The 21,657-nt window shown below is 45.4% G+C and carries 18 protein-coding genes and 1 pseudogene; 10 read left to right on the top strand and 9 right to left on the bottom strand.

Translation table 11 applies throughout. The features are described from left to right. Positions 1-56: 56 nt before the first annotated feature. The 3 genes from QUB13_RS00485 to gcvT all read left to right on the top strand — a co-directional run bounded on the left by QUB13_RS00485 (position 57) and on the right by gcvT (position 3,447). Complete coding sequence (locus tag QUB13_RS00485) at positions 57-1,136, top strand: hypothetical protein (RefSeq protein ID WP_333377665.1); 1,080 nt, start codon at positions 57-59, stop codon at positions 1,134-1,136. A gap of 737 nt (positions 1,137-1,873) precedes the next feature. Beyond that, positions 1,874-2,059 (top strand): hypothetical protein, encoded by a 186-nt coding sequence (locus tag QUB13_RS00480; RefSeq protein ID WP_333377663.1) that lies wholly within the window; start codon positions 1,874-1,876, stop codon positions 2,057-2,059. 236 nt (positions 2,060-2,295) lie between these two features. Continuing rightward, entirely contained in the window at positions 2,296-3,447 is a 1,152-nt protein-coding gene (gcvT, locus tag QUB13_RS00475) for a glycine cleavage system aminomethyltransferase GcvT (RefSeq protein ID WP_333377660.1), read from the top strand. Positions 3,448-3,555: 108 nt separating this feature from the next. Here gcvT and QUB13_RS00470 read toward each other — a convergent pair whose 3' ends face one another. Then, entirely contained in the window at positions 3,556-4,389 is an 834-nt protein-coding gene (locus QUB13_RS00470; RefSeq protein WP_333377658.1) for an alpha/beta hydrolase, read from the bottom strand. 60 nt (positions 4,390-4,449) lie between these two features. On the opposite strand from QUB13_RS00470, the gene gcvH reads away from it, so the two are divergent. From gcvH to QUB13_RS00440, 6 genes are all read left to right on the top strand, one after another. Then, positions 4,450-4,839, top strand: coding sequence for a glycine cleavage system protein GcvH (gene gcvH, locus QUB13_RS00465; protein WP_333253457.1), 390 nt, complete (start codon positions 4,450-4,452; stop codon positions 4,837-4,839). A 253-nt stretch (positions 4,840-5,092) separates the two neighbouring features. Then, entirely contained in the window at positions 5,093-8,026 is a 2,934-nt protein-coding gene (gcvP, locus tag QUB13_RS00460; protein WP_333377655.1) for an aminomethyl-transferring glycine dehydrogenase, read from the top strand. 218 nt (positions 8,027-8,244) lie between these two features. Further along, positions 8,245-9,783 carry a serine/threonine-protein kinase gene (locus QUB13_RS00455; RefSeq protein WP_333377652.1) on the top strand — a complete coding sequence of 513 codons (1,539 nt, stop codon included), beginning with the start codon at positions 8,245-8,247 and terminating at the stop codon, positions 9,781-9,783. 426 nt (positions 9,784-10,209) lie between these two features. Continuing rightward, a complete protein-coding gene (locus QUB13_RS00450; protein WP_333377649.1) occupies positions 10,210-10,632 on the top strand; it encodes an endonuclease domain-containing protein in 423 nt (140 codons plus the stop codon). Between the two features lie 377 nt (positions 10,633-11,009). Continuing rightward, positions 11,010-12,371, top strand: a complete 1,362-nt coding sequence (locus QUB13_RS00445) for a protein kinase domain-containing protein (protein WP_333377647.1) — start codon at positions 11,010-11,012, stop codon at positions 12,369-12,371. A 4-nt stretch (positions 12,372-12,375) separates the two neighbouring features. After that, positions 12,376-14,064 carry a glycoside hydrolase family 44 protein gene (locus QUB13_RS00440; RefSeq protein WP_333377644.1) on the top strand — a complete coding sequence of 563 codons (1,689 nt, stop codon included), beginning with the start codon at positions 12,376-12,378 and terminating at the stop codon, positions 14,062-14,064. Between the two features lie 149 nt (positions 14,065-14,213). On the opposite strand, the gene QUB13_RS00435 is transcribed toward QUB13_RS00440, so the two are convergent. The 8 genes and pseudogenes from QUB13_RS00435 to QUB13_RS00400 form a co-directional block, all read right to left on the bottom strand. Next, on the bottom strand, positions 14,214-14,519 hold the full coding sequence (locus QUB13_RS00435; RefSeq protein WP_333378217.1) for a DUF5615 family PIN-like protein: 306 nt from the start codon (positions 14,517-14,519) through the stop codon (positions 14,214-14,216). A 132-nt stretch (positions 14,520-14,651) separates the two neighbouring features. Continuing rightward, entirely contained in the window at positions 14,652-14,876 is a 225-nt protein-coding gene (locus QUB13_RS00430) for a DUF433 domain-containing protein (RefSeq protein WP_333377641.1), read from the bottom strand. A gap of 41 nt (positions 14,877-14,917) precedes the next feature. Continuing rightward, positions 14,918-15,790: an MBL fold metallo-hydrolase gene (locus QUB13_RS00425; protein WP_333377638.1), complete on the bottom strand. Its 873-nt coding sequence runs from the start codon at positions 15,788-15,790 to the stop codon at positions 14,918-14,920. A gap of 292 nt (positions 15,791-16,082) precedes the next feature. After that, complete coding sequence (locus QUB13_RS00420; protein ID WP_333115259.1) at positions 16,083-16,694, bottom strand: HEAT repeat domain-containing protein; 612 nt, start codon at positions 16,692-16,694, stop codon at positions 16,083-16,085. Positions 16,695-16,839: 145 nt separating this feature from the next. Beyond that, on the bottom strand, positions 16,840-18,117 hold the full coding sequence (locus tag QUB13_RS00415; RefSeq protein ID WP_333377634.1) for a HEAT repeat domain-containing protein: 1,278 nt from the start codon (positions 18,115-18,117) through the stop codon (positions 16,840-16,842). 369 nt (positions 18,118-18,486) lie between these two features. Next, entirely contained in the window at positions 18,487-18,981 is a 495-nt protein-coding gene (locus QUB13_RS00410; RefSeq protein ID WP_194012005.1) for a bleomycin hydrolase, read from the bottom strand. A gap of 84 nt (positions 18,982-19,065) precedes the next feature. Then, positions 19,066-19,620 carry a bleomycin hydrolase gene (locus tag QUB13_RS00405; protein WP_194069665.1) on the bottom strand — a complete coding sequence of 185 codons (555 nt, stop codon included), beginning with the start codon at positions 19,618-19,620 and terminating at the stop codon, positions 19,066-19,068. Between the two features lie 520 nt (positions 19,621-20,140). After that, positions 20,141-21,258, bottom strand: a pseudogene (locus QUB13_RS00400) (IS630 family transposase). Between the two features lie 180 nt (positions 21,259-21,438). Here QUB13_RS00400 and QUB13_RS30340 point away from each other — a divergent pair. Beyond that, a complete protein-coding gene (locus QUB13_RS30340; RefSeq protein ID WP_442921980.1) occupies positions 21,439-21,618 on the top strand; it encodes a helix-turn-helix domain-containing protein in 180 nt (59 codons plus the stop codon). Positions 21,619-21,657: the final 39 nt, after the last annotated feature.

The following is a 21,657-nucleotide window of genomic DNA, read 5'->3' as shown; positions in this document are numbered from 1 at the left end:
GTTAATTTACTAGGTAGGATTAACTCTGATAACACAAATTAAGGACAGTTAAACAAATGGCAATAAGAATTATTTCTCCAGTTTCAGGAGAAATTGTCCAAGCAAACACAGTTCCTAACACTGTGAGAGTCAAAGCGATCGCCGACAGTAACTTAAATTCTGACGTTCGTTTTAAACTCAACGGAACGATTGTAGGAATTGATAAGTCAGCTACTTCGATCAATGTTAATGGATTTGTAGAATATCAATATCAATTAAATATTCCAATCCCCGCAGCCGGCATTCATTCGATCGAAGCCGAAGATATTGACCCCGGAATGATGGTTCGATCGACTGACTCAATAAGTTTTGAACTCAAACTCAACGAACCCAAAATAACTCTCACTGAAACTACAACAACTTTAGCCGCTAAGTTGGTAACTGCCACGATCGCTAACCGACCAACTGGAGCTTTGGTCAGATTTAGTCTCAATGGTACAGTCCTCAAAGAAGATAGCACCAGCCCATTCAATGTTTCTGTCTCTGAACCCGGAGAACTAAAAGCTGAATTGGTTGTTGCTGGCAATGTAGTTGATGTTGCTACCGCTACTCTTCAAATCTCAGATCTTCCTACTCCTACTCCTACCCCAACTCCTTCCCAAGGGCCCAAAGGTGATAAAGGTGATAAAGGTGAACCCGGTATCCAAGGTATTCAGGGTATTCAGGGCATTCAGGGAGAACGTGGTGAACGTGGAGAACGTGGTGAGAAGGGAGAGACAGGCGCGATCGGACTGACCGGAGCCTGGACTGCCTGGAGCGCCTGGAGCGCCTGGAGCATCAGCACCGGGCCCAAAATGTCATGTGATGACTATTACTCACACTTACGACGGAAACAATTTACGTCAAGTATCCACACCAGATATTCCATCTTGGAAATATTTAGGATTTACAGCAACGTGTCACATGAGTGGTACAAGCAACAATTGGGTAATTCCTCCAGGTGGATATGCGAATGGAACACCACCGATATTTCGCTTTTTAGCTGCGATCGAGTCCAAAAATTCCGTTTACCCGATTCTTCCGTAACCTTTGCTGTTACTATCTTTCGGCGTTTGGCTAGTTGTTCTTGTGAGCTACTTACTAACGGTCTGACGTAAGCCGATTCCCAAGTTACGGCAATATCAAACATTTCACAGTGTTTTCTTACGGCATCTAAATAAGAAGGATGACATTCACCAAATAGATGAAGTCTTTTGGAATGGTTTGGGTAATAAGTCGCGTAAACTAAAACCTGTCCCAGTCCACCTTTCCAGCCTTTTACCGTCTGAATTTCGATGATTTCTGTTGAGCTTAATAAGTCTATGATTCCCCCTCCTGTCGGAACTTCTATTTGTGCATCAAGCTCAACACTCATTCGATCGCGAATTTTCTTTTCTTGTGAGAAAGCCATTTCGTGAGCTACTTTTGGTTAGAGCTACATTATTTTTGTCCGAGGCTGTCCGTCAAGTAGCTCACGAACCTCCAAAAAAAAAGCAATTTATCGTCTGTCTGAACCTGGGTTAGGCGCTGGCTCTACGCCAGTGCAATCGTAATACCCGTAATGTTTTGCATTCTTTAGCATCTGAGCGATCGCTTCCTGCTTTGTCCGACCTGGGGCTGTGGTCGTTACGTCTGGATGCAGCGATCGCCTCACAATAACTGGGTAATGCTGAATATGCTGTTATAAAATCATTTCGTCTCCTAGTGCCGTCTGTCGGCATTGGTGGAAAGTCCTGTTCAGCGTTGGCGCGCTGTTCTGGGCGTTTTTGTAATGTAACATTAAAACAATGTTACGTCAACAAAACTTAGGTGTTTAAGCTAAAGATTTGTTGCGCTCATAGAATATGCTGGTTTTATGAGTAAAGGAAATAAAAGCAAAAGCAGAGACACACGCGATCGATTTTCTGTAACCTTTGATATTGGAGGATTGCGCGATCGACTAATGGCTCAGGCAAGCGAACCAAATCAATCACTGGCTTCGATCGTCCGTATGGCCCTGCTGGAATGGTTAACCGATCGCGAATCCCAAAAGAGCGATTAAATTGATATATCACTTATTGATAATGCTTAAGATATATGTACAGCAAGGATTATGGGTTTATCAAACGAACAATGCAATTGTAGGGGTCAGCGGTTCGAGCCCGCTATTCTCCATAAACAAAATTAGAGCCACAAAATTAGATCGGACGGCGGTTGAAAGCGCCAGCGTCTTCTTAAATTCGATCGCACTTTCCCGTAAAATTAAAACAATCTACCCGCAAAAAAAGCAATTATCCCGTGGCAAAGTCAACTGAACCCAACAATCCAGAGAGGCCGAGCCAGCTTGCGCGATCGCCTCTGTACGACCTATCATTACAGCTCAAAGGTCGGATGGTACCATTTTCCGGGTGGGAGATGGCAGTGCAGTACGCAGGCATCAGCAGCGAACACCAAGCAGTACGCCAACAAGCAGGAATGTTCGACATTTCCCACATGGGAAAATTCTGCTTGAAAGGGAAACAACTAATAGAAAAATTTCAACCCCTAGTACCCTCAGACTTAAGCCGCTTGCAACCAGGTCAAGCTCAATATACAGTCTTATTAAATAACCAAGGCTGCATCATAGACGACATTATTTTTTACTGCCAAGAACCCGACGCGAACACCAACGAAGAACGTGCAGCAATCATTGTCAACGCCGCCACTCGCATCACAGACAAAGCCTGGATAGAAGCCCACTTAGCATCTAGCGAAATTAGTTTTACCGACATCTCCCAAGACCAAGTTTTAATCGCAATTCAAGGGCCGGAAGCTGTAAACCATCTCCAGCCTTTTGTGGAAGACAACCTAGCACAAATTAAACCCTTCGGACACTTAGAAACAAACCTGTTAGGACAGCCGAGTTTTATCGCCCGAACTGGTTACACCGGCGAAGATGGATTTGAAATCATGGTGGATATAGAAACAGGCAAAAAACTCTGGCAAAAATTCCTCAATGCTGGCGTTGTTCCCTGCGGATTGGGGGCCAGAGATACCTTGCGTTTAGAAGCAGCAATGGCACTTTACGGCCAAGATATCGACGACAGTACCACACCTTTTGAAGCTGGATTGGGTTGGGTAGTTCACCTCGACAGCAAAGGCGATTTTATTGGGCGCGAGGTTTTGGAACAGCAGAAAGCCAATGGAGTATCGAAGCGGTTGGTAGGGTTAGAAATGGAAGGGCGACACATTGCGCGCCACGGCTATCCGATAATATTTGAAAGCGAAACAGTAGGAGAAGTTACTAGCGGTACATTGTCGCCTACCTTGAATCGGGCCGTCGCCCTCGCGATGCTTCCGGTAAAATTAGCGAAAATCGGCCAGCGGTTAGAAGTCGAGATTCGCGGGAAAAATTACCCGGCGACGGTGGTTAAAAAACCATTTTATCGCTCTCCAAACCGCCCAAATTAAATTAAGTAGGTAAGTCTTAATTCAGGGGCAAACTAAGAGCAACTACCGAAAAAAAGTGAATTTTATGTATTGTTGTGGAACGGGCTTCTAGCCCCTTGCTCATCTTAGTCAAGAAGACTCATCTACTAGCTTAGCAAATTGTCGCAAAGTTGCAGCATAGCGATCGCCCGCCACCTCCATCAAATCATTGTGTCCGGCGCGATCGACCCAAAAATTGAATTTAGGCTGCTTAGCGGCCGCAAAAAGCTGCTTTCCATGCCAAAAATGTACCACCTCATCAGCCTTACCATGAATCACCAAAACAGGCGATCGAACTTTGCCAATTTTATCAATATTCACAAACTTGTCAAAGGGTAAAATCGGAATTCGCGTCAACACCCGAAAAGCCGAAACAAAGGAACTTTCAACCACCAAACCGCCCACTTTTTGCCGCGATGCCAAATCAATTGCCGGCCCACCGCCCACAGAACGCCCATAAAGAATAATGTGCTTTGCAGATACTCCCAACTGTTGGGTTAAATAATTATAAACAGCATCAATATCACGATAAGTATTATCCTCAGAAGGATTTCCCTGACTCGTGCCGTAACCTTGATAATCATAGGCAAACACCGCAAACCCGCTATCTCGAATTTCTCCGAGTAGCCACAAAATGTCGCCCAAGTCTTCCGCATTCCCGTGACTGTAAAGTATAGTATATTTAGCTTGCGGGTTAGGAAAATGAACAGCAGAAATTTTCATGCCATTAGCTGAGCTAACTTTGATAAATTCCCTGCTATCACTCTGGCTAGATGGCGGAGGTTGAAAAATTAGCCGTTCTGAAAAAAAGAAACCATAAAAACATAAAAATGCGTAAATAAAAATTATAGATTGCATCAGTCTTTTGACAGAAAATTCTCCAAAAAGCCAGCGTTTAATATTTTTTTTGTTCCACTTATTCATCAATAAATGCCCATAGTTCACTAAGATTTACTGAATACTTTGTTTATTGCGAGAAAAGACATGGCACTAACATACCCTGATGACCTGAAATACTTAGACACCCACGAATACATCCGACTCGAAGGCGAAATTGCCACGATAGGCATCAGTGCCTTTGCAGTTGACCAACTCGGCGATATCGTGTTTCTAGATTTGCCCGAAGTCGATTCTCGCCTGGAAAAAGGCGAAGCTTTCGGTACAGTCGAGTCAGTGAAAGCAGTTGAAGATTTGAAAGCGCCTGTTACGGGTACTGTCGTAGAACGCAACGATGACATTATAGAGTCTCCCGAAAACTTGGCGGAAGACCCCTATGGGGCTGGGTGGCTGCTGAAAGTGCGCGTTGACAATCTCAGCGACGACAGTGATGCTTTGTCTGTCGAGAAGTATCGCCAAATGGTGGAAGGGGAATAGGGGAGAGGGGGAGAGTGGGAGAGTGGGAGAGGGGGAGAGTGGGAGAGGGGGAGAGGGGAGAGTGGGAGAGGGGGGAGAGGGGGAGAGTGGGAGAGTGGGAGAGGGGGAGAGGGGGAAATCGTTTCTCTTCCCTCTTCCCTCTTCCTTCTTCCTTCTTCCCTCTTCCTTCTTCCTTCTTCCCTCTTCCTTCTTCCTTCTTTTGTGACTAAATGTTACAAACAAAGAAGCAAAAGTTAACTCAGGAGAATCCGCCTTGGTACTCTACAGCCCTCAACTTGAACCCAGTCAGCAGCAAAACCTTTCCCCCATCGGTGGTTTTGCGGGGCGGCACATTGGCCCGACACCCAGCGAAATCCAGCAAATGCTGGATGTTTTGGGTATTTCCAGCCTCGATGAGTTGATTGACAAAACTGTTCCAGCGGCGATTCGCATGAATCAACCCCTGCAACTTCCCGCAGCGCAAAGCGAGTACGCTGCTTTGGCAGAATTGAAAGAAATTGCTGCAAAAAATCAGATATTTCGATCGTACATCGGCACAGGATATCACGACTGCATCACACCGCCGGTCATCCAGCGGAATATCCTGGAAAATCCCGGCTGGTATACAGCTTACACTCCCTACCAAGCCGAAATTGCCCAAGGACGATTGGAAGCTTTGCTGAACTTCCAAACGATGATAATCGAGCTCACGGGTTTGGAAATTGCCAACGCTTCCTTGCTGGATGAGGGGACTGCGGCGGCGGAAGCGATGGCGGTGAGTTACGGCGCTAGCAAAAAGGGGGCGAAAGCATTTTTTGTGGCTCAAGATTGCCACCCTCAAACTATTGAAGTGGTGCAAACTCGCGCTAAACCGCTGGGAATTGAAGTTATTGTGGGCGACCATCAAAGCTTTGAGTTCGATCGTACAATCTTCGGCGCGCTCCTGCAATACCCAGCAACAGACGGCACAATTTACGACTATAGGGATTTTATTCGATCGGCACACCAAGCCGGCGCATTAGTCACAGTAGCCGCCGACATTTTGAGCCTTTGCTTGCTCACACCCCCGGGCGAATTCGGCGCGGACATCGCCGTAGGAAGCACCCAGCGCTTCGGAGTACCGATGGGATTCGGAGGGCCCCACGCAGCCTATTTCGCCACAAAAGAAGAGTTTAAACGGCAAGTTCCGGGGCGAATTGTCGGCGTTTCCAAAGATGCAAACGGCAAGTCTGCGTTACGCTTGGCTTTGCAAACTCGCGAACAGCACATCCGCCGCGAAAAAGCAACTAGCAATATTTGTACTGCTCAAGTTTTGCTGGCAGTGATGGCGAGTATGTATGCTGTTTATCACGGCCCGTCTGGACTCAGAGACATTGCAGAAAAAGTATGGAGTTTAACTGCACTTTTGGCATCCGGTTTAAGAAGTTTCGGATACAAAATTGGTTCTCAACCTTTCTTCGATACTCTGCGAGTAGAATTGGGAGACAAACCGCTGTCAGAACTTCTAGCAACTGCCCAACTTCGCAACATTAATCTTCGAGTTTTTGATGAGGCGACAGTCGGAATAACTTTAGATGAAACTGTTACTGTTGAAGACGTGCAAGATTTATGGGAAATTTTCGGACAGCATAAGGATTATATCAGGGTCGAGGGGCAGAACGCTCTCAATATTCCGCTGGATGCAGACGCATTAAATTCCTATTTGACTTTACCAGATTTTTGCGATCGTACAACCAGCTATCTCACCCATCCAGTTTTCAACAGCTACCATTCCGAAACCGAACTTTTGCGGTACTTGCACCGTTTAGAAACCAAGGATTTATCGCTAAACACATCGATGATTCCCTTGGGTTCCTGCACGATGAAATTGAACGCAACAGCCGAGATGCTGCCGGTAACTTGGGCCGAATTTGGCAAGATACATCCCTTTGCACCCCGCAATCAAACTCGCGGCTATCAAATGATGTTCGTGCAACTCGAACAGTGGCTGGCAGAAATCACCGGTTTTGCGGGAATTTCTTTGCAGCCCAACGCCGGTTCCCAGGGAGAATACGCGGGATTGTTAGTCCTTCGCCAATACCACGAACACCGAGGAGAATCTCACCGCAATATCTGTTTAATTCCCCAGTCAGCCCACGGTACAAATCCGGCTAGTGCAGTCATGGCGGGGATGAAAGTAGTTGCTGTCGAGTGCGATAGCCAGGGGAATATTGATGTCGCCGACTTGCAGAAAAAAGCCGAGAAACACAAAAACGAACTTGCTGCTTTGATGGTGACTTATCCATCTACCCACGGCGTGTTTGAGTCAGAAATTAAAGAGATTTGCGAGATTGTTCACAACTGCGGCGGACAAGTGTATATGGACGGCGCAAATATGAATGCTCAAGTTGGTTTGTGCCGCCCCGGTGATTTTGGTGCTGATGTTTGTCACTTGAATTTGCACAAAACTTTCTGCATTCCTCACGGCGGCGGCGGGCCTGGCATGGGGCCGATTGGAGTTATGCCTCATCTAGTTTCTTTCTTACCTGATGTTTCGGGAGAACCCAACCCAGAGAAAGATAGCAATTCTATAGGTGCTGTTTCGGCTGCGCCTTGGGGCAGTGCTAGCATTTTGACTATTTCTTGGATGTACATTCGGATGATGGGAGGAGTCGGTTTAACTGAGGCGACAAAAGTTGCAATTCTTAATGCTAATTACATGGCAAAACGGTTAGAATCTTATTATCCGGTTTTGTATAAAGGGAAATCGGGTTTAGTGGCACACGAGTGTATTCTGGATTTGCGGCTTCTCAAAAAATCTGCTGCTATTGAAGTTGATGATATCGCCAAACGCTTGATGGATTACGGCTATCACGCGCCGACTGTTTCTTGGCCTGTCGCAGGTACGGTAATGGTGGAACCGACGGAAAGCGAATCGAAGCAGGAATTAGATTCTTTCTGCCATGCGATGATTGCGATTCGAGGCGAAATTGCGGAGATTGAAAAAGGCAATGTGGATTCGCAAAATAATCTGTTGAAAAATGCGCCGCATACTGCAGAATCTCTGATGGTTGATGAGTGGAATCGTCCTTATACTCGCGCGCAAGCTGCTTATCCGACTGCTGGGACTCGCGAATATAAGTTTTGGCCTGCGGTGGGCCGGATAGATAATGCTTTTGGCGATCGTAATTTTGTGTGTTCTTGTTTGCCAATGGAGGCTTACACTTAAGATTGAAACCGGGTTTTTTCCCAAAATTAAAACTGTCACCTAAATCTCGGAAAAAACCCGGTTTCTGAACCTCTCTCCTCTCTTCCTCTGTGCCCTCTGTGGCCTCTGCGGTTAAATCATTCCGAAACAACCGTAAACGATATCATCCAAAGCCTCAACAAAAATTCCCCCATCTCAGCTATAATCAAAACCATCCTATCCCTCCCCACAAACCCGCTATGAGGCACTGGCAGCCGGGACAACAAATCCACAACGGCAAATACATCATCGAAGCCATCCTCGGCGGCGGCGGATTCGGTGTCACCTACCGCGCTCAAAACCGCAAAGAAGGCAAAGTAGTCGCCATCAAAACCCTAAATGCCAACGTTCAAGGTAAACCAAACTTTCGCGAATACCAAACCAAATTTGTCAACGAAGCATTATCTTTAGCCAAGTGCAGCCATCCACACGTCGTCCAAGTTTACGAAGTATTTCCCGAAATGGCAGGAAATATCGAATTGTGGTGCATGGTGATGGAATTAATCGACGGAATTGACTTAGCTAGCCATCTCGAAGATAACGGCATTTTGTCCGAAACAAAAGCTTTGCCAATTATTCAACAAGTGGGAAGCGCCCTGAGTTTTGTGCACCAGCAAGGATTTACTCACCTGGATGTTAAACCGCAAAATGTTATGTTAAGAACCCCCCCCAGCCCCCCCTTGGTAAGGGGGGGAGTAAGAGGAAGTCAGCTCCTTGGTAAGGAGGGCGAAATCTCTTCTTCCCCACTTAACAAGGGGGGCGAAATCTCTTCTTCCCCACTTAACAAGGGGGGCGAAATCTCTTCTTCCCCACTTAATAAGGGGGGCGAAATCTCTTCTTCCCCCCTTAATAAGGGGGGCCAGGGGGGTGCAGTTTTGATTGATTTTGGCTTGGCGCGACAGGTGACAGCGCCGGGGAAATTGCGGACAAATAGCAATTCCGGGACTGAGTGTTACGCGCCCATTGAATTGTTAGAAAAACGGGCAGAACTTGGTGCTTATACAGATGTTTATTCCCTAGCAGCAACGCTTTATGTGATGTTGACTGGTGAGTTGCCGTTTCCCTCGCAATTCAGGAAGCAAAATATTCCTTTAACTCCGCCAAAGCAATTCAATTCTGAGATTAGCGACAGGGTGAATGCCGCAATTATGAAAGGGATGGAGTTGGAACCGCAAAATCGCCCGCAGTCGGTGCAGGAATGGTTGGATTTGCTGATACCGAAACCAGTGGCTGCTGAGACTACGCGGGTGATTTCAGCCGTGGGGATGGATTATATAAACTTGCGGAATTTATTGGCGGCTAAAAACTGGAAAGAAGCCGATGAGGAAACGCAGAGAGTGATGTTGAAGGTGGCGGGTAGGGAGAAAAAAGGATGGCTGGATGAAGAAAGTATTGATAAATTTCCCTGCGAGGACTTGCGAACCATTGACCAACTTTGGGTAAAATACAGCAACGGGCGCTTCGGCTTTAGCGTACAGAAGCGCATCTATCAAAGTTTGGGTGGAACGAGGGAATATGATCGTGAAGTTTGGTTCAAGTTTTGCGATCGGGTAGGCTGGAGAAAAAATAACGAATTGCTGTCCGGCAAAGACTTCACTTTTTCAGAGAAAGCACCAGAAGCTCACCTCCCCGTCGTGTGCACTCACATCCCCATATCCACTTTGGGTGAGTTTGGTGAGGGTGCTTTTGAGAGGACAGTCCGTACTCTCTTCTCTCGCGTCGAGACTTGTAGGCTGTAACATCTAAGCGTTTCAGGATTTCATAAAGATTTATAATAAAGCCCAAAACCACCAAGCCATGCCCTGTCTACGTTTCCGACGGGGTTGTCGGGACATAACGAGCAAATAATCAAAGTAAAATCAATCTCAGAAACAGGGTTTCTGCGATAATTTATGTATCATCACCCAGATTCAGGAAGAAACCCGGTTTCTACCTCCCCACCAACAGCCTCCAAACTCCATAACTTAGAAACAAAATTTGTAGTTTGGATCAACAACAAAGACTAAGCAACCAACAATAAAACTCAAATAACTCTTACTCCCCCCCTTGCCAAGGGGGGGGCTGGGGGGGGGGTTAAAATACCAGCAACCAACAATAAAACTCAAACAACTCTTACTCCCCCCCTTACCAAGGGGGGGCTGGGGGGGGTTAAATCCTATATAACAATGACAAAACTCTACAACAAAAGCTCAGAAAAATTCAAGCGGCAGAAGCTTCGCAGGGAAATGACGGCAGCGGAAAAGCAGCTATGGAAACATATCAGAAACAGACAGCTTGAAAATTGTAAATTTCGCAGACAATATAGTGTAGCAGCATTTGTACTAGATTTTTTTTCACCGGAAATCAAGTTAGCACTAGAAGTTGATGGTGACAGCCATTTTGTGGATGGCGCTGTAGAATATGATGCAGAAAGGCAAGAGTTTATTGAGTCGGCAAGAATTAATTTTTTGAGGTTTACTAATGATGATGTTTATTATAATTTAGATGGGGTTCTAGAGGTTATTGTTGAAGGGATTAAATCGTTGAGAATATTGGGTGTTTTACCCCCCCCCAGCCCCCCCTTGCTAAGGGGGGGAGTAAGAGTTTAGCCATTCTTTGGTAAGGGGGGGAGCAAGAAGTTGGCTCTTTGTTAAGGGGGGGGAGCAAGAAGTTGGCTCTTTGTTAAGGGGGGGGAGCAAGAGTTAGAAATGTAGATGAGATTTAATCGTTTATCGCATCAATTCTTTTACCCCCCCAGCCCCCCCTTGGTAAGGGGGGGAGCAAGAGTTAGCTGTTTGTTAAGGGTGGGAGTAAGAGTTGGAAATGTAGATGATATTTAATCGTTGAGAACATCTACTCTTTTACCCCCCCCCAGCCCCCCCCTTGGTAAGGGGGGGAGCAAGAGTTGGCCCCGATGTTCGGGGTGGGAGCAAGAGTTTCGAGCGTCCAAAATTCAAAATTGAATAATACAAAATCTATAATTTATATGACTTCAAAAGTTACTCTCACTATCGTCGCAGGTAATCTTAAAGGCCAAGTATTTACCTTTGATACCCGCACAACTTGCATTATTGGCCGCGCCCAAGATTGCTACCCCAATATTCCCGATGACGAAAAACACCGCACAATTTCTCGCTATCACTGTTTGCTAGATATCAATCCTCCCGATATCCGAGTGCGCGATTTTGGTAGCAAAAATGGTACTTTTGTTAATAGCAAGAAAATTGGTCAGCGAGAAGCTCATCAAACTCCTGAAGACGCTGCTCAAATTCTATTTCCAGAGTACGACTTGCAGGGGGGAGATGAATTTACACTCAGCGATACTTCTTTTCTAGTTGCTGTTGCTGTTGACCCGGAAATTGCGAAAAATATCCAACACCAATCACCCCCGGTCGTTCCCTCAAATCAAGCGAATCTGTGGGAAATGTTGCAAGCTTTTTTGTTCAAAGCTGTGGCTAATGTGAGCAATCTCGGAGTTCTCGGCGATTACGTTTTGCTGAAGGAGTTGGGTAGGGGTGGTTTTAGTTTGGTTTATTTGGCGCGACAAAAACAAACTAATGAAGAAGTTGCGCTGAAAGTGATGCTACCAAAAGTAGCTGCGAATCAGCGGGCGGTTGATTGGTTTATGCGGGAAATTGAAAATACGAAATCTTTAAAACATCCCCATGTAGTAGGATTAAAAGAGTCTGGTTATGCCGATGAAACCTTCTTTTTTACGATGGAATACTGCGAGGGTGGCAGTGTTGTTGATTTGATGGCAAAACGCGGTGTCAGCACTTTGCCTATCGGTGAAGCTGTGGCTATTATTTTGCAAGTTTTAGATGGTTTGACTTATACGCATAATGCGGAGATTCCGAATGTCAGATTGGCTGATGGTAGTTTTGCAAAGGGACGGGGTTTGATTCACCGGGATTTGAAGCCGGGGAATATTTTTCTGGCGAATCTGGGAGGGAAACAAGTTGCTAAGATTGGGGATTATGGGTTAGCAAAGGCTTTCGATCAAGCGGGTTTAAGCGGTCAAACGATGACTGGTTCTCAAGTGGGTACGCCGTGTTTTATGCCGCGACAGCAAGTGCTTGATTATAAGTATGCGAAACCGGAGGTTGATGTTTGGGCGGCGGCGGCTTGTTTGTATGTGATGATTACGGGATATTCGCCGCGCAATTTTGTGGGAGTTGACCCGTTTCGTGCTGTGTTGGATAATGATGCGGTTCCTATTCGCGATCGCACTTCTTCGATCCCTAAACCGCTAGCTACCGCAATCGATCGCGCTTTAATCGACAATCCTGAAATTTATTACAAAAGTGCACTAGATTTTAAACAAGCTTTATTAAACACTATATCATAAATTAATGAATGCACGATTTTGGTTGCTGTCTCCCGAAAATAAACCTCGTTGGCTGGTTCTATTTTTATTGGGTTTAATCACGACTTTGGCAACGATCGCCACCGCAGTTTACCTCAAAACGACGATCGCCCAAACAGCCAATCCCACATTATCTGTAGACGTTACAGCCGATCGACATTCCATCAGCCCCGACATCTACGGTATGAACGATTATGCCCTAGATCCCGCCATCGCCCAAGAGTTGCGAATTCCAGTCGAACGCTGGGGCGCAAATCACACCAGCCGCTACAACTGGTTAGTCGATTCTTCCAACAGCGGCGATGACTTCTTCTTCGTGGGCGGCGGCGACAACAAAAACCCGATTCCCGGCGATTCGATCGACAAAATTGTCAACACCAACCGCAAAAACGGCAGCAAAAGCATCGTTACTATCCCGATGATTGGCTATGTAAATAAATTGAGCATCTGGAATTGCGGCTTTCGAGTAGCCAAATACGGCGCCCAAGAAAAAACCAATCCTTACATTTTTCCAGAAGGCGACAAGTGCGGTAACGGAAAGCGTCCAGATGGCAGTTTGATAACTGATAATAATCGCCTTGATGTTAGTATTGTTAGCGATGCCGCTTTCCAGAAAGCTTGGGTTCAACACTTAGTTAAAACCCACGGTACTGCTGAATCGGGCGGCGTGCAAATTTATCAAATGGACAACGAACCAAGCGGCTGGGGAAACACTCACCGCGATGTTCATCCAGAAGCGACAAGTTATGATGAATTGCGCGATCGCACTTACCAATATGCGTCAATGGTAAAAGCCACAGATCCCACCGCTAAGGTACTCGGCCCGTCAGATTTCGGCTGGCCTGTTTATGTGGATTCGGGAGTAAAGGGCGATCGCGAAAAACACGGCGGTGTCTGGTTTGGGCGGTGGTACTTGCAGCAAATGCGCGCCTACGAACAGCAAAAAGGTGTTCGCATCCTCGACTATTTTGACGAACACTACTATCCTGTCGTCGATGACCTCTGTTTGGCGAATTGTCCCGCCGGCGATGCTAAGACGCAAGCAGCGCGGTTGCGATCGACTCGTTCTCTGTGGGACAGCACTTATACTGATGAAAGTTGGATTGGTAAATCGAATCCGCCGCTAACAATTATTCCCCGGTTTCGAGACTGGATAAAGCAGGATTATCCAGGTACAAAACTTGCAATTACTGAATACAATTGGGGCGGTTTGGAGTCGATGAACGGCGCGTTAACTCAAGCCGACATCCTGGGGATTTTTGGGCGAGAACAACTCGATTTAGCGACGCTGTGGGGGCCTCCGAAGTCTTCTGAACCGGGTTCCTATGCCTTCCGCACGTACCTGAATTATGACGGGAAGGGCAGCAAGTACGGCGATACTTGGGTGCGATCGCACAGCACAGACCAAGAACTTTTGTCAATCTACGGATCGCAACGCACTAACGACGGTGCTTTGACGCTGGTAATCATTAACAAAACCAGTAAAAAATTGACTAGCAACTTGAGTTTGAAAGGATTTAAATCGGCGGGTAAAGCTCAAGTTTACACTTACAGCGAGGCAAATTTGCAGGCGATCGTCCGTCAGGATGATTTGGCTGTCAGCGGTGCTGGATTCAAGGCAACTTATCCCGCTAATTCTATCACTTTGGTTGCCATTCCCAAGGAAAAAGCTTAGTCATATTGTTTTCGCTTGCATCGGAATGATTTAACCACAGAGTACACAGAGTACACAGAGGGAGAAAATATATATCTGAATCATTCCGATGCTACCGGATTTGATATCAGTTGTCAAATCCCCTAGCATTGGAATTTTTACTGTGGCGACTAATCCCCGCTAATCTCCACCAACCTTTCACCTGTTCTCAAAAGTTCCAGCGCATCTAACAACGTTGCACTGAGAATCTCTCGCAACCGATCGTTTGATGTATTGCCACACGTCAACCAAATAATTTGTGGGGGGGAATCAAGACGATCGACTAAATCAACAAAATCACTGTCTTTAGTCATCAAAATAACTCCCTGCGCTTTGGCTGCCTCGAAAATCTCAGGATCTTCAGCATCTCTCAGTCCAATGTCGCACCAGGCTACCGCTGCTACTCCTAGTGTATTAAGTAATTGGACAGAATTAATTACACACTAATTTTTTGCTGATTCTTTACTAGATAAGGCTTGTAGCCCAGAATTTTGTGTAATTAATTGTGTCTTACTACTTAGTCATCGAGGTTGCGATCGCTGGTGACAGATGTGCATCTACCCAGATCGTCATGCAACCAATACTGGATGATTAAGTTTACGTGAGGCGTACAAAAGAGATGCTTTGAGGTCGTCTATTTCCAGATCGGGCATTTCTTCGATAATTTGTTCCGCACTCAAACCAGCCGCAAATAAGTCTAGTACATCTGATACCCGAATTCTCATGCCACGAATACAGGGACGACCGCTACACTGTCTGGGATTAATTGTGATTCTTCCAAGTAGTTCCAACATTCAAGTTAGTGAGGGTAAAAACTTATCTTCAGTATATCAGATTAAGCATCGACCATCCAAGCAATACATTTTTGCATTTGATTGTTCATCGTTTCTATATCGGCATTATGTCGGCGGCCGTGTCCCGGTAATACCCATTCAAACGAGTAATTAGCCAAATTCTGCATAGACTTGATTTGTTCCGGCCAAGAATACCAGCAGAGTTCGCGAAAGCCAACTAGCTGCTGCAAATTATCCGACCAAGCCAGATGATCGCCGCTAAACAAAAACTTATTATTGTAAAGCAAAACGGTGTGAGCTTTCGTGTGGCCGGGAGCAGGTAGAATCAACAAATCATCGGCTAATTGATACGGTTCGCTGCCCGACAATTGAATTTCTACACTGCGAGTATCCGCGTTAATTTCATCAGTATGAAGAATGCGATCGCACCCAAAATGATCGTGGTATTTTTGATGGTCTGCTACATCGTCGCGGTGAGTCAAGTACATATAGCGAATGCCGCCCATTGCTTCGATATTTTTGACTAGCGGCGGCGCAAAACGGGGAGAATCGACTAAAATATTGCCCTCTGGACGAACAATTAAATAACTAGCAGCCCCGTAGGATTTCTCGGAATGGTAGCCGCAGTGGTAAATATTTTCTGTTACGAGTGCAGGCAAATTTTGCTGAACTTCTTTAATGTTTTTCGGTTTGTCAACAGTGCCGATCGAACTTGTGGGACAAGACAAAAGAGCCGCGAGACTTCGCATTTCTGCCGTTTCGTTTGTCGGCTGCTGGTAAACCGCCGACTTTTCTCCCGCTTGAGTAAATACTTCCGGTGCCATCCAGCGACAAGTATCGCAGTTTATGCAGCTACTATCTACATAAAAGTTACCGCTGATATTTTCGGGACGGCGCAAATTTATATTAGCCATTTTTTTACCTTTTGAAAAATTGAAAATGTTAGTTCACGCTAACATCTTCTACCATTTTACATTTCTTAGTGGGGACTTGGGGCGCAACTAAGCAAGCGTATGCAAGTCCGCACGCGCGATCGAATTAACCGTTTTGTTACGGTAATCGATCGGACGGGCTGTGATATTCTTTCCGTTTGCATCGGAATCATAATTTTCTGAGGGTGCAGTTCTGTCCGCTGCAGACAGCACTGCGGTATTATTTCGATCTAACTGGATTTGATCTAAATGGTCGATCGCCCATTCAATCCAACTAACCGCCGGAATTCCACTTAGTCACCTGATTCATTCGAGACAAAGCACTTTCAGCAGACTCGCGAATATAAGGATCGGCATCAGGATTGGCCGCCGCCGCCTCCAAAACCTCCTGGGCTTTTGTGCCTCCGATTGTCGCCAAGGAACCAGTTATCGCCACAGCCAAGGCAATATTGTCAGTATTCTCGATCGTCTCAATCAAGATATCCAACGCGGCGGTACCAATTTGTCCCAGCGCCATTACCGAGGAGATATAAACCACCGGATTCGGATCGCTTAGTGCTTTTTGCAGCCCTTGCAATCCTAATTCTGGAAAAGTTATATCGGGATAGTTGACAGCGATCGCCGTTAATGCTTTTGCACAACTCGCCTGAATCGTGGCATTCTTGCTATTGAGCAGAGAATCTACCAGCAACGGCACAGCATCGTTACCGATTATCCCCAAAACTTGCACTGCCGATCGGCGATAAACAACATCTTCCTCGTCCAAAATTCCCATCAACTGCCCAATAGTCGTTTCATCGCGAGTTTCAGCTATTTCGCTGATTGCGCGTTTCCGCAGGTGCGGATTTGGATGCTTTAGCTGTTGGAAAAGTTCTTCTTTCGGCATTTTAGTCAGTAGTCAGTTGGCAGTTGGCAGTTGTTAGTTGGCAGTTGGCAGTTGTTAGTTGGCAGTTAACAGTTAACAGTCAACAGTCAACAGTTAACAGTTAACAGTTAACAGTCAACAGTTAACAGTCAACAACCTTAAATTATTATACTCTAGAGATTAAACTCGCCGCTTTTGCCCGCAGCAGCAAATCCTCATCGGCAGCCAAAATCTCGCGGCCGCTTTTGTCTCCTAATTTTTGCAATGCCATCAAACTAGCATATTTCAAATCCCAAATTCTAGTTTCCAGACCAACTTTTATTTCAGCAATAGCGCGTTTGTCGCCGATTTCGCCGAGGGCGAAGGCTGCGGCGGCGCGGGATTTTTGAAACTGCGGTTCTCGATTGTGCAGCGCTTCTATGAGTAAATCGAAGGCAGGGGCGTAGTTGAGCCAACCCAGCAGTTTCATGACATGATAGTGCGCGCCGTAATCGTTGTATGCTGATTTTGCATAAGTTGCCAGTAAGGCCTCCGGTGCTTCATCTTTGTAGGATTCTAGGATGGTTTTGGTTGCCAGATAACAGCGTCCGAAATCGGTTTCGTAGAGTTCATTAATGGCAAATTCGAGGCTTGGTAGTTGGTCGTATTCGTGTACTAAATCGAGGTCGTCGGGCCGATCGCCAATTATGCGATCGAGAATCGGTTCAATTTCGGCAAAAGCAATCTCTCCAGCAGGAATCCCCGCACTCGCTAGCATCCGCACGGCCCGCAGGCGAAACACCAAAGACACGGGACAGCGGGAAATCTCAGGAATTGCTTTGTAATATTTGGCGTCTATTAAATCTTGAATGCTGCTGCGGCGATCGTTAACATTGCTGCTTTGCAGCAACTCTACCACGCGCGACATTTGCGAGTAATCTCCCGTAAAGCGGCAGATTGTGGTGATGGCCGCACCTTGAATCATCCCATCTTTATCCTCTACAAATTTGTTGAGGCGCGAGATTGCTGCTGTGTAATTTAATTTTGCCAAAGCGTGGATGATTACCCGATAGCTTTGAGTTGGTTTGTCGAGCAATTTGGCAATATCTTCTAAGATATCGGGATTTTCTGTGCCGATTTCGCCGATCGCCCAAACTGCATTTTCTACCACGTAACAGTCATCATCGCCCAAGCAAGCATGGAGAGATGTGAGTGCAGATTTTGCCTGCAAGCGCCCCAAGGTTTCTGCTGCTTTGCGGCGAACTGAGCGATTGTCAAGACCATCGTCGGTATTTTCCACGGCTACAATCAGGGCGGCGATCGACTTTTCTGTGGAAAAATTCACTAAATGAGAAGCTGCAATGTAGCGATCGTAAGGGTCATCTAGTTTTTGGGCCGGCGTTTCCAAAATGGCGATCGCCTGTTCTTCTGTCAGATTAAATAAATTAAAAAAACGCTTATCCACTTACCAATTACCAACAACTAACAGTACGATACCACCAAAAACACCGATACACAAATTATTTCTTTTAATCCCTTTTCATCACTAATAACTAATAACCAATAACTAATAACCAATAACTAATAACCAATAACTAATAACTAATAACTAATAACTAATAACTAATAACCAATAACTAATAACCAATAACTAATAACCAATAACTAACAACTAACAACTGACAACTGACAACTGACAACTGACAACTAACAAATGTTAAGGGACTCTTAGCACGACACTAAACCCGATTTAGGCTTTTGCAGCGTCCCAAGAGTCCCCCACAACCGATCGAACTTATGTCCAACCTAGCCGTGAATTAAGCGATCGAGCTTTCTAGGAAAGAGAGTTGATCGTGTAGTCGAGGAGAGCGCGGAACTCTACCAAGGCTTGAGGAGACATATCGCGAGGAGCGCAAGCGCGATCGCGAGTGTACACCAAAGCAGCAACGTAAGGAGCTGTAGGCAAGTTCAAGGCGCGGTAAACTTCGCGTTGACCAGCAATACCCCATTCATCAAGAGGGCCGGTGCCGCCAACTACCAAGCAGTAGTTGATCAAGCGCAGGTAGTGCTTGATGTCGCGCATACACTTGTCTTTTTTGACTTGAGTTTCGTTGGCTTCGCCAGCGTTGTTCAAGTAAGGATATTTTTTGATGCAAGCATCGTAGCCTTCTTTAGCAACTGCGTCGATTCCAGCAGCCAGCTTTTCAGCAGCTTCTAAACGAGCAGCAGCGCGTTGAATGCTTCCTTGAACCGATTCCAAGTCAGAAGAGGAGGGGAAACGCCCCGCCGCATCAGCAGCCGTAACTACTGTGGTGATTACTGATTTCATGTTCTGAGATCTCCAGAAATAGATTTTTGACAGTTTGTTTCAATTCAACTGGCCGCAGAGCCAGTAACTATTGGTCTGCTTGAATTAGCTCAGAGCAGAAGCAACGCGATCGAAGTAGCTAGCAGCTTCAGATGCCAAAGAGGAGCAGTCGCCATCGATGGTTTCCATTTTGCGGAAGCGATTACCAGCTTGAGCTTCTGTGTTGGTGCTATTGATGTGAGCAACAGAGCTAGCTTTCATGATTTGAACTGCACGAACTGCGGAGCCAGAAGGCACGCCCAGAGCGATGTAGGTTTCTTTCAAACCATTCAAGCAACGATCGTCCAAAACGGAAGCATCACCAGCCAACAAAGCGTAGCTGATGTAACGCAGGATGATTTCGCCGTCGCGCAAGCAAGCAGCCATGCGGCGGTTCGGGTAGCAATTGCCACCGGCTTGAATCAAACCTTGGTTTTCGCAGACCATGCCGGCGATGGCATCAGAAACTATGCAGCTAGCGTTGCTAGCGATCGCGTTTACTGCATCCAAGCGCTTGTTGCCTTCAGCAATAAAGCTTCTTAGTGAAGTAAGTTCAGCGCCACCAATAGTACCGGTTTTGGCATCTGCCGTGATTACGGCTCTGGAAAATGCGTCTAGCATTGAGCTCTCCTTCTGAATAAAAGGTAAAAATCTTGTTATTTAACAAGTCGATTTAGAACATAAAAGACAACGGGCCTCTCAGTCTCATTTATTAGAAACAAAGTAATAATCTGTAACATTCTGCTATAGGGGACACAGGGCGTGGATCATCCTACCAGGGGAGGATTTACGCAAAAACGCGGTTTCTCCGAGAGATGCTTGAGGCCCAAAGCGGGTGTTCGATCCCGCTTGCGTCCAGCCAGACTGCTTGGGAGGATTTCTGGGGGAAGCTGCGAGACAGTTGCCGATCCTCGGCTCACGGGTAACAAATTATGTATGTCTGGTCGAGCTCCTCGATCTCGCCCGTGAGTCGATCGCCCTCGCGAGTTTTCTCAGTTTTCTGCCACAGTGCCTTCCAAAGCCGCAGCAACCACCCTGTAATGCTCATCCCGCTGCAGTTCCGAGAGCAATTCTTTAGCTTGGGAGTCTTGAGTACCGTCGAGGGCGATCGCGGCCCGCCACCGATTCCGTCAATAAGCTGCTACGCAGCTAAACCGGATAAAATAGCATTGCCTTTATTTTTGATTTTTCGATCCCATTTAATAACCATTTCTCCTTTATTTAATAATTTATGTAGCAAATCAGACAATTCTTCTACTGACTTAAACAGTCGATGTGCTATATTCTTTCGCTGAATGCCAAACCAATTCAATCAAATTATAATCAGGGCTGTAAGGTGGCAAAAATTCTAAAATAATCTGAGGCATTTCGGCTGATATTTGGCTCAAAATATCTTTTTTTTTATGAAAAATAGCATTGTCTAAAATGATTACAATCTTCATTCCAGATTCGGCAAAGTTTTCAGTTTGATTGCCCAGTTCTCTCCATTCTTGAACTATCGAATCATTTAAATCATTAATTTGCTCATAAATTGTCTTCGAGTCTCCTCTTTTTATCACAAAATTTAACCTTTTTTTGTCATGATATCTCAACCGACCCATGATATTTACTCTGCCTCTTTCCCTTTGATCTGTAATTTTTTTTCGACTACCTTTTTTACCCCAAATTTTTCTTCTTATCACTCGTAAACTGAATCCACTCTCACGCCCTTTACCATACCTGTAAAAGCTCTGGCATTTCTTTAGTTATTCTCAAATACTCCGATAGTTTCTGTTTAAATACTTCCATTTCAAGGGGATTTTGTTTGGATTCTAAGCTATATTTCGCCCAAATGTAAACGTATTTTTTTTTGTAGTATCCGGGATATTTGGGAACCACTCAATTTAATTCCTGTGACTTTTTCTAAATATGTTGCTAATCTGGCTGCCGTCCATCTCCCAAATTCATATCCATATTCTTCGGGAGCTTTATCGATTGTATCTATCAATATTTGTTCAGACTTTGGAGTGAATTTGCGAAAATTTTCTGGGCTTCTTTTATCTAAAAAACTATCCAAATTATCCGGTCGCCATGAACTGACCAATAAGCCACTTTTGTGTAAGAAATTTCCATAAATTCACTAATTTTTCGATAAGTTTTTCCGTCATTTATTAGCCATAAAATTAGAATTTTTCCCCTCATGTAATTTTCATCAGACTCTTTTAGTAGTTTAATAAGTCTCTGTTTTTGATTTTGATATAGATGGTTTTGAGCTGGCATATATTACAACTAATTATCGCTTAATTTATATTTATATTATACGGTATAGCTGCGTATCAGCTTAACCGCATTGGTCCAAAATCACTTGGAGATAAAAGGCATGAACATCCAGATGCCCATACACTTTTGAATGATGTACAACAAGCACAACTATGGCAAGCGCTACAATCACCTCCAACTGTGGGTGGGCTTTGGAACGGACAGAAAGTTGCAAATTGGATGAGTGAATTATTAGGACGTTCAGTTAGTAGACAACGAGGTTGGGAGTATTTGAAGGCAATGAGACTACGTTTGAGAGTACCTCGACCCTCTCATCAGGAAGCAGACTTTACGGAACAGGAACAATGGAAAAAAAATTAGCAAAAACGGTGAATTAAGTTCAAGAAGAGTACCCAAATG

Origin of the sequence: Microcoleus sp. B4-D4, from assembly GCF_036705185.1 — a bacterium.
Classification (GTDB): Bacteria; Cyanobacteriota; Cyanobacteriia; order Cyanobacteriales; family Microcoleaceae; genus Microcoleus.
The sequence above is the reverse complement of the archived record's forward strand: the minus strand, read 5'-3'. Positions and strand labels throughout refer to the sequence as shown.

Coding starts and splice junctions, on each gene's coding strand:
- QUB13_RS00485 (WP_333377665.1), top strand. CDS start 57: ATGGCAATAAGAATTATTTCTCCAGTTTCAGGAGAAATTGTCCAAGCA.
- QUB13_RS00480 (WP_333377663.1), top strand. CDS start 1,874: ATGAGTAAAGGAAATAAAAGCAAAAGCAGAGACACACGCGATCGATTT.
- QUB13_RS00470 (WP_333377658.1), bottom strand. CDS start 4,389: ATGAATAAGTGGAACAAAAAAAATATTAAACGCTGGCTTTTTGGAGAA.
- gcvH (WP_333253457.1), top strand. CDS start 4,450: ATGGCACTAACATACCCTGATGACCTGAAATACTTAGACACCCACGAA.
- QUB13_RS00455 (WP_333377652.1), top strand. CDS start 8,245: ATGAGGCACTGGCAGCCGGGACAACAAATCCACAACGGCAAATACATC.
- QUB13_RS00450 (WP_333377649.1), top strand. CDS start 10,210: ATGACAAAACTCTACAACAAAAGCTCAGAAAAATTCAAGCGGCAGAAG.
- QUB13_RS00445 (WP_333377647.1), top strand. CDS start 11,010: ATGACTTCAAAAGTTACTCTCACTATCGTCGCAGGTAATCTTAAAGGC.
- QUB13_RS00440 (WP_333377644.1), top strand. CDS start 12,376: ATGAATGCACGATTTTGGTTGCTGTCTCCCGAAAATAAACCTCGTTGG.
- QUB13_RS00430 (WP_333377641.1), bottom strand. CDS start 14,876: ATGTTGGAACTACTTGGAAGAATCACAATTAATCCCAGACAGTGTAGC.
- QUB13_RS00425 (WP_333377638.1), bottom strand. CDS start 15,790: ATGGCTAATATAAATTTGCGCCGTCCCGAAAATATCAGCGGTAACTTT.
- QUB13_RS00420 (WP_333115259.1), bottom strand. CDS start 16,694: ATGCCGAAAGAAGAACTTTTCCAACAGCTAAAGCATCCAAATCCGCAC.
- QUB13_RS00410 (WP_194012005.1), bottom strand. CDS start 18,981: ATGAAATCAGTAATCACCACAGTAGTTACGGCTGCTGATGCGGCGGGG.
- QUB13_RS00405 (WP_194069665.1), bottom strand. CDS start 19,620: ATGCTAGACGCATTTTCCAGAGCCGTAATCACGGCAGATGCCAAAACC.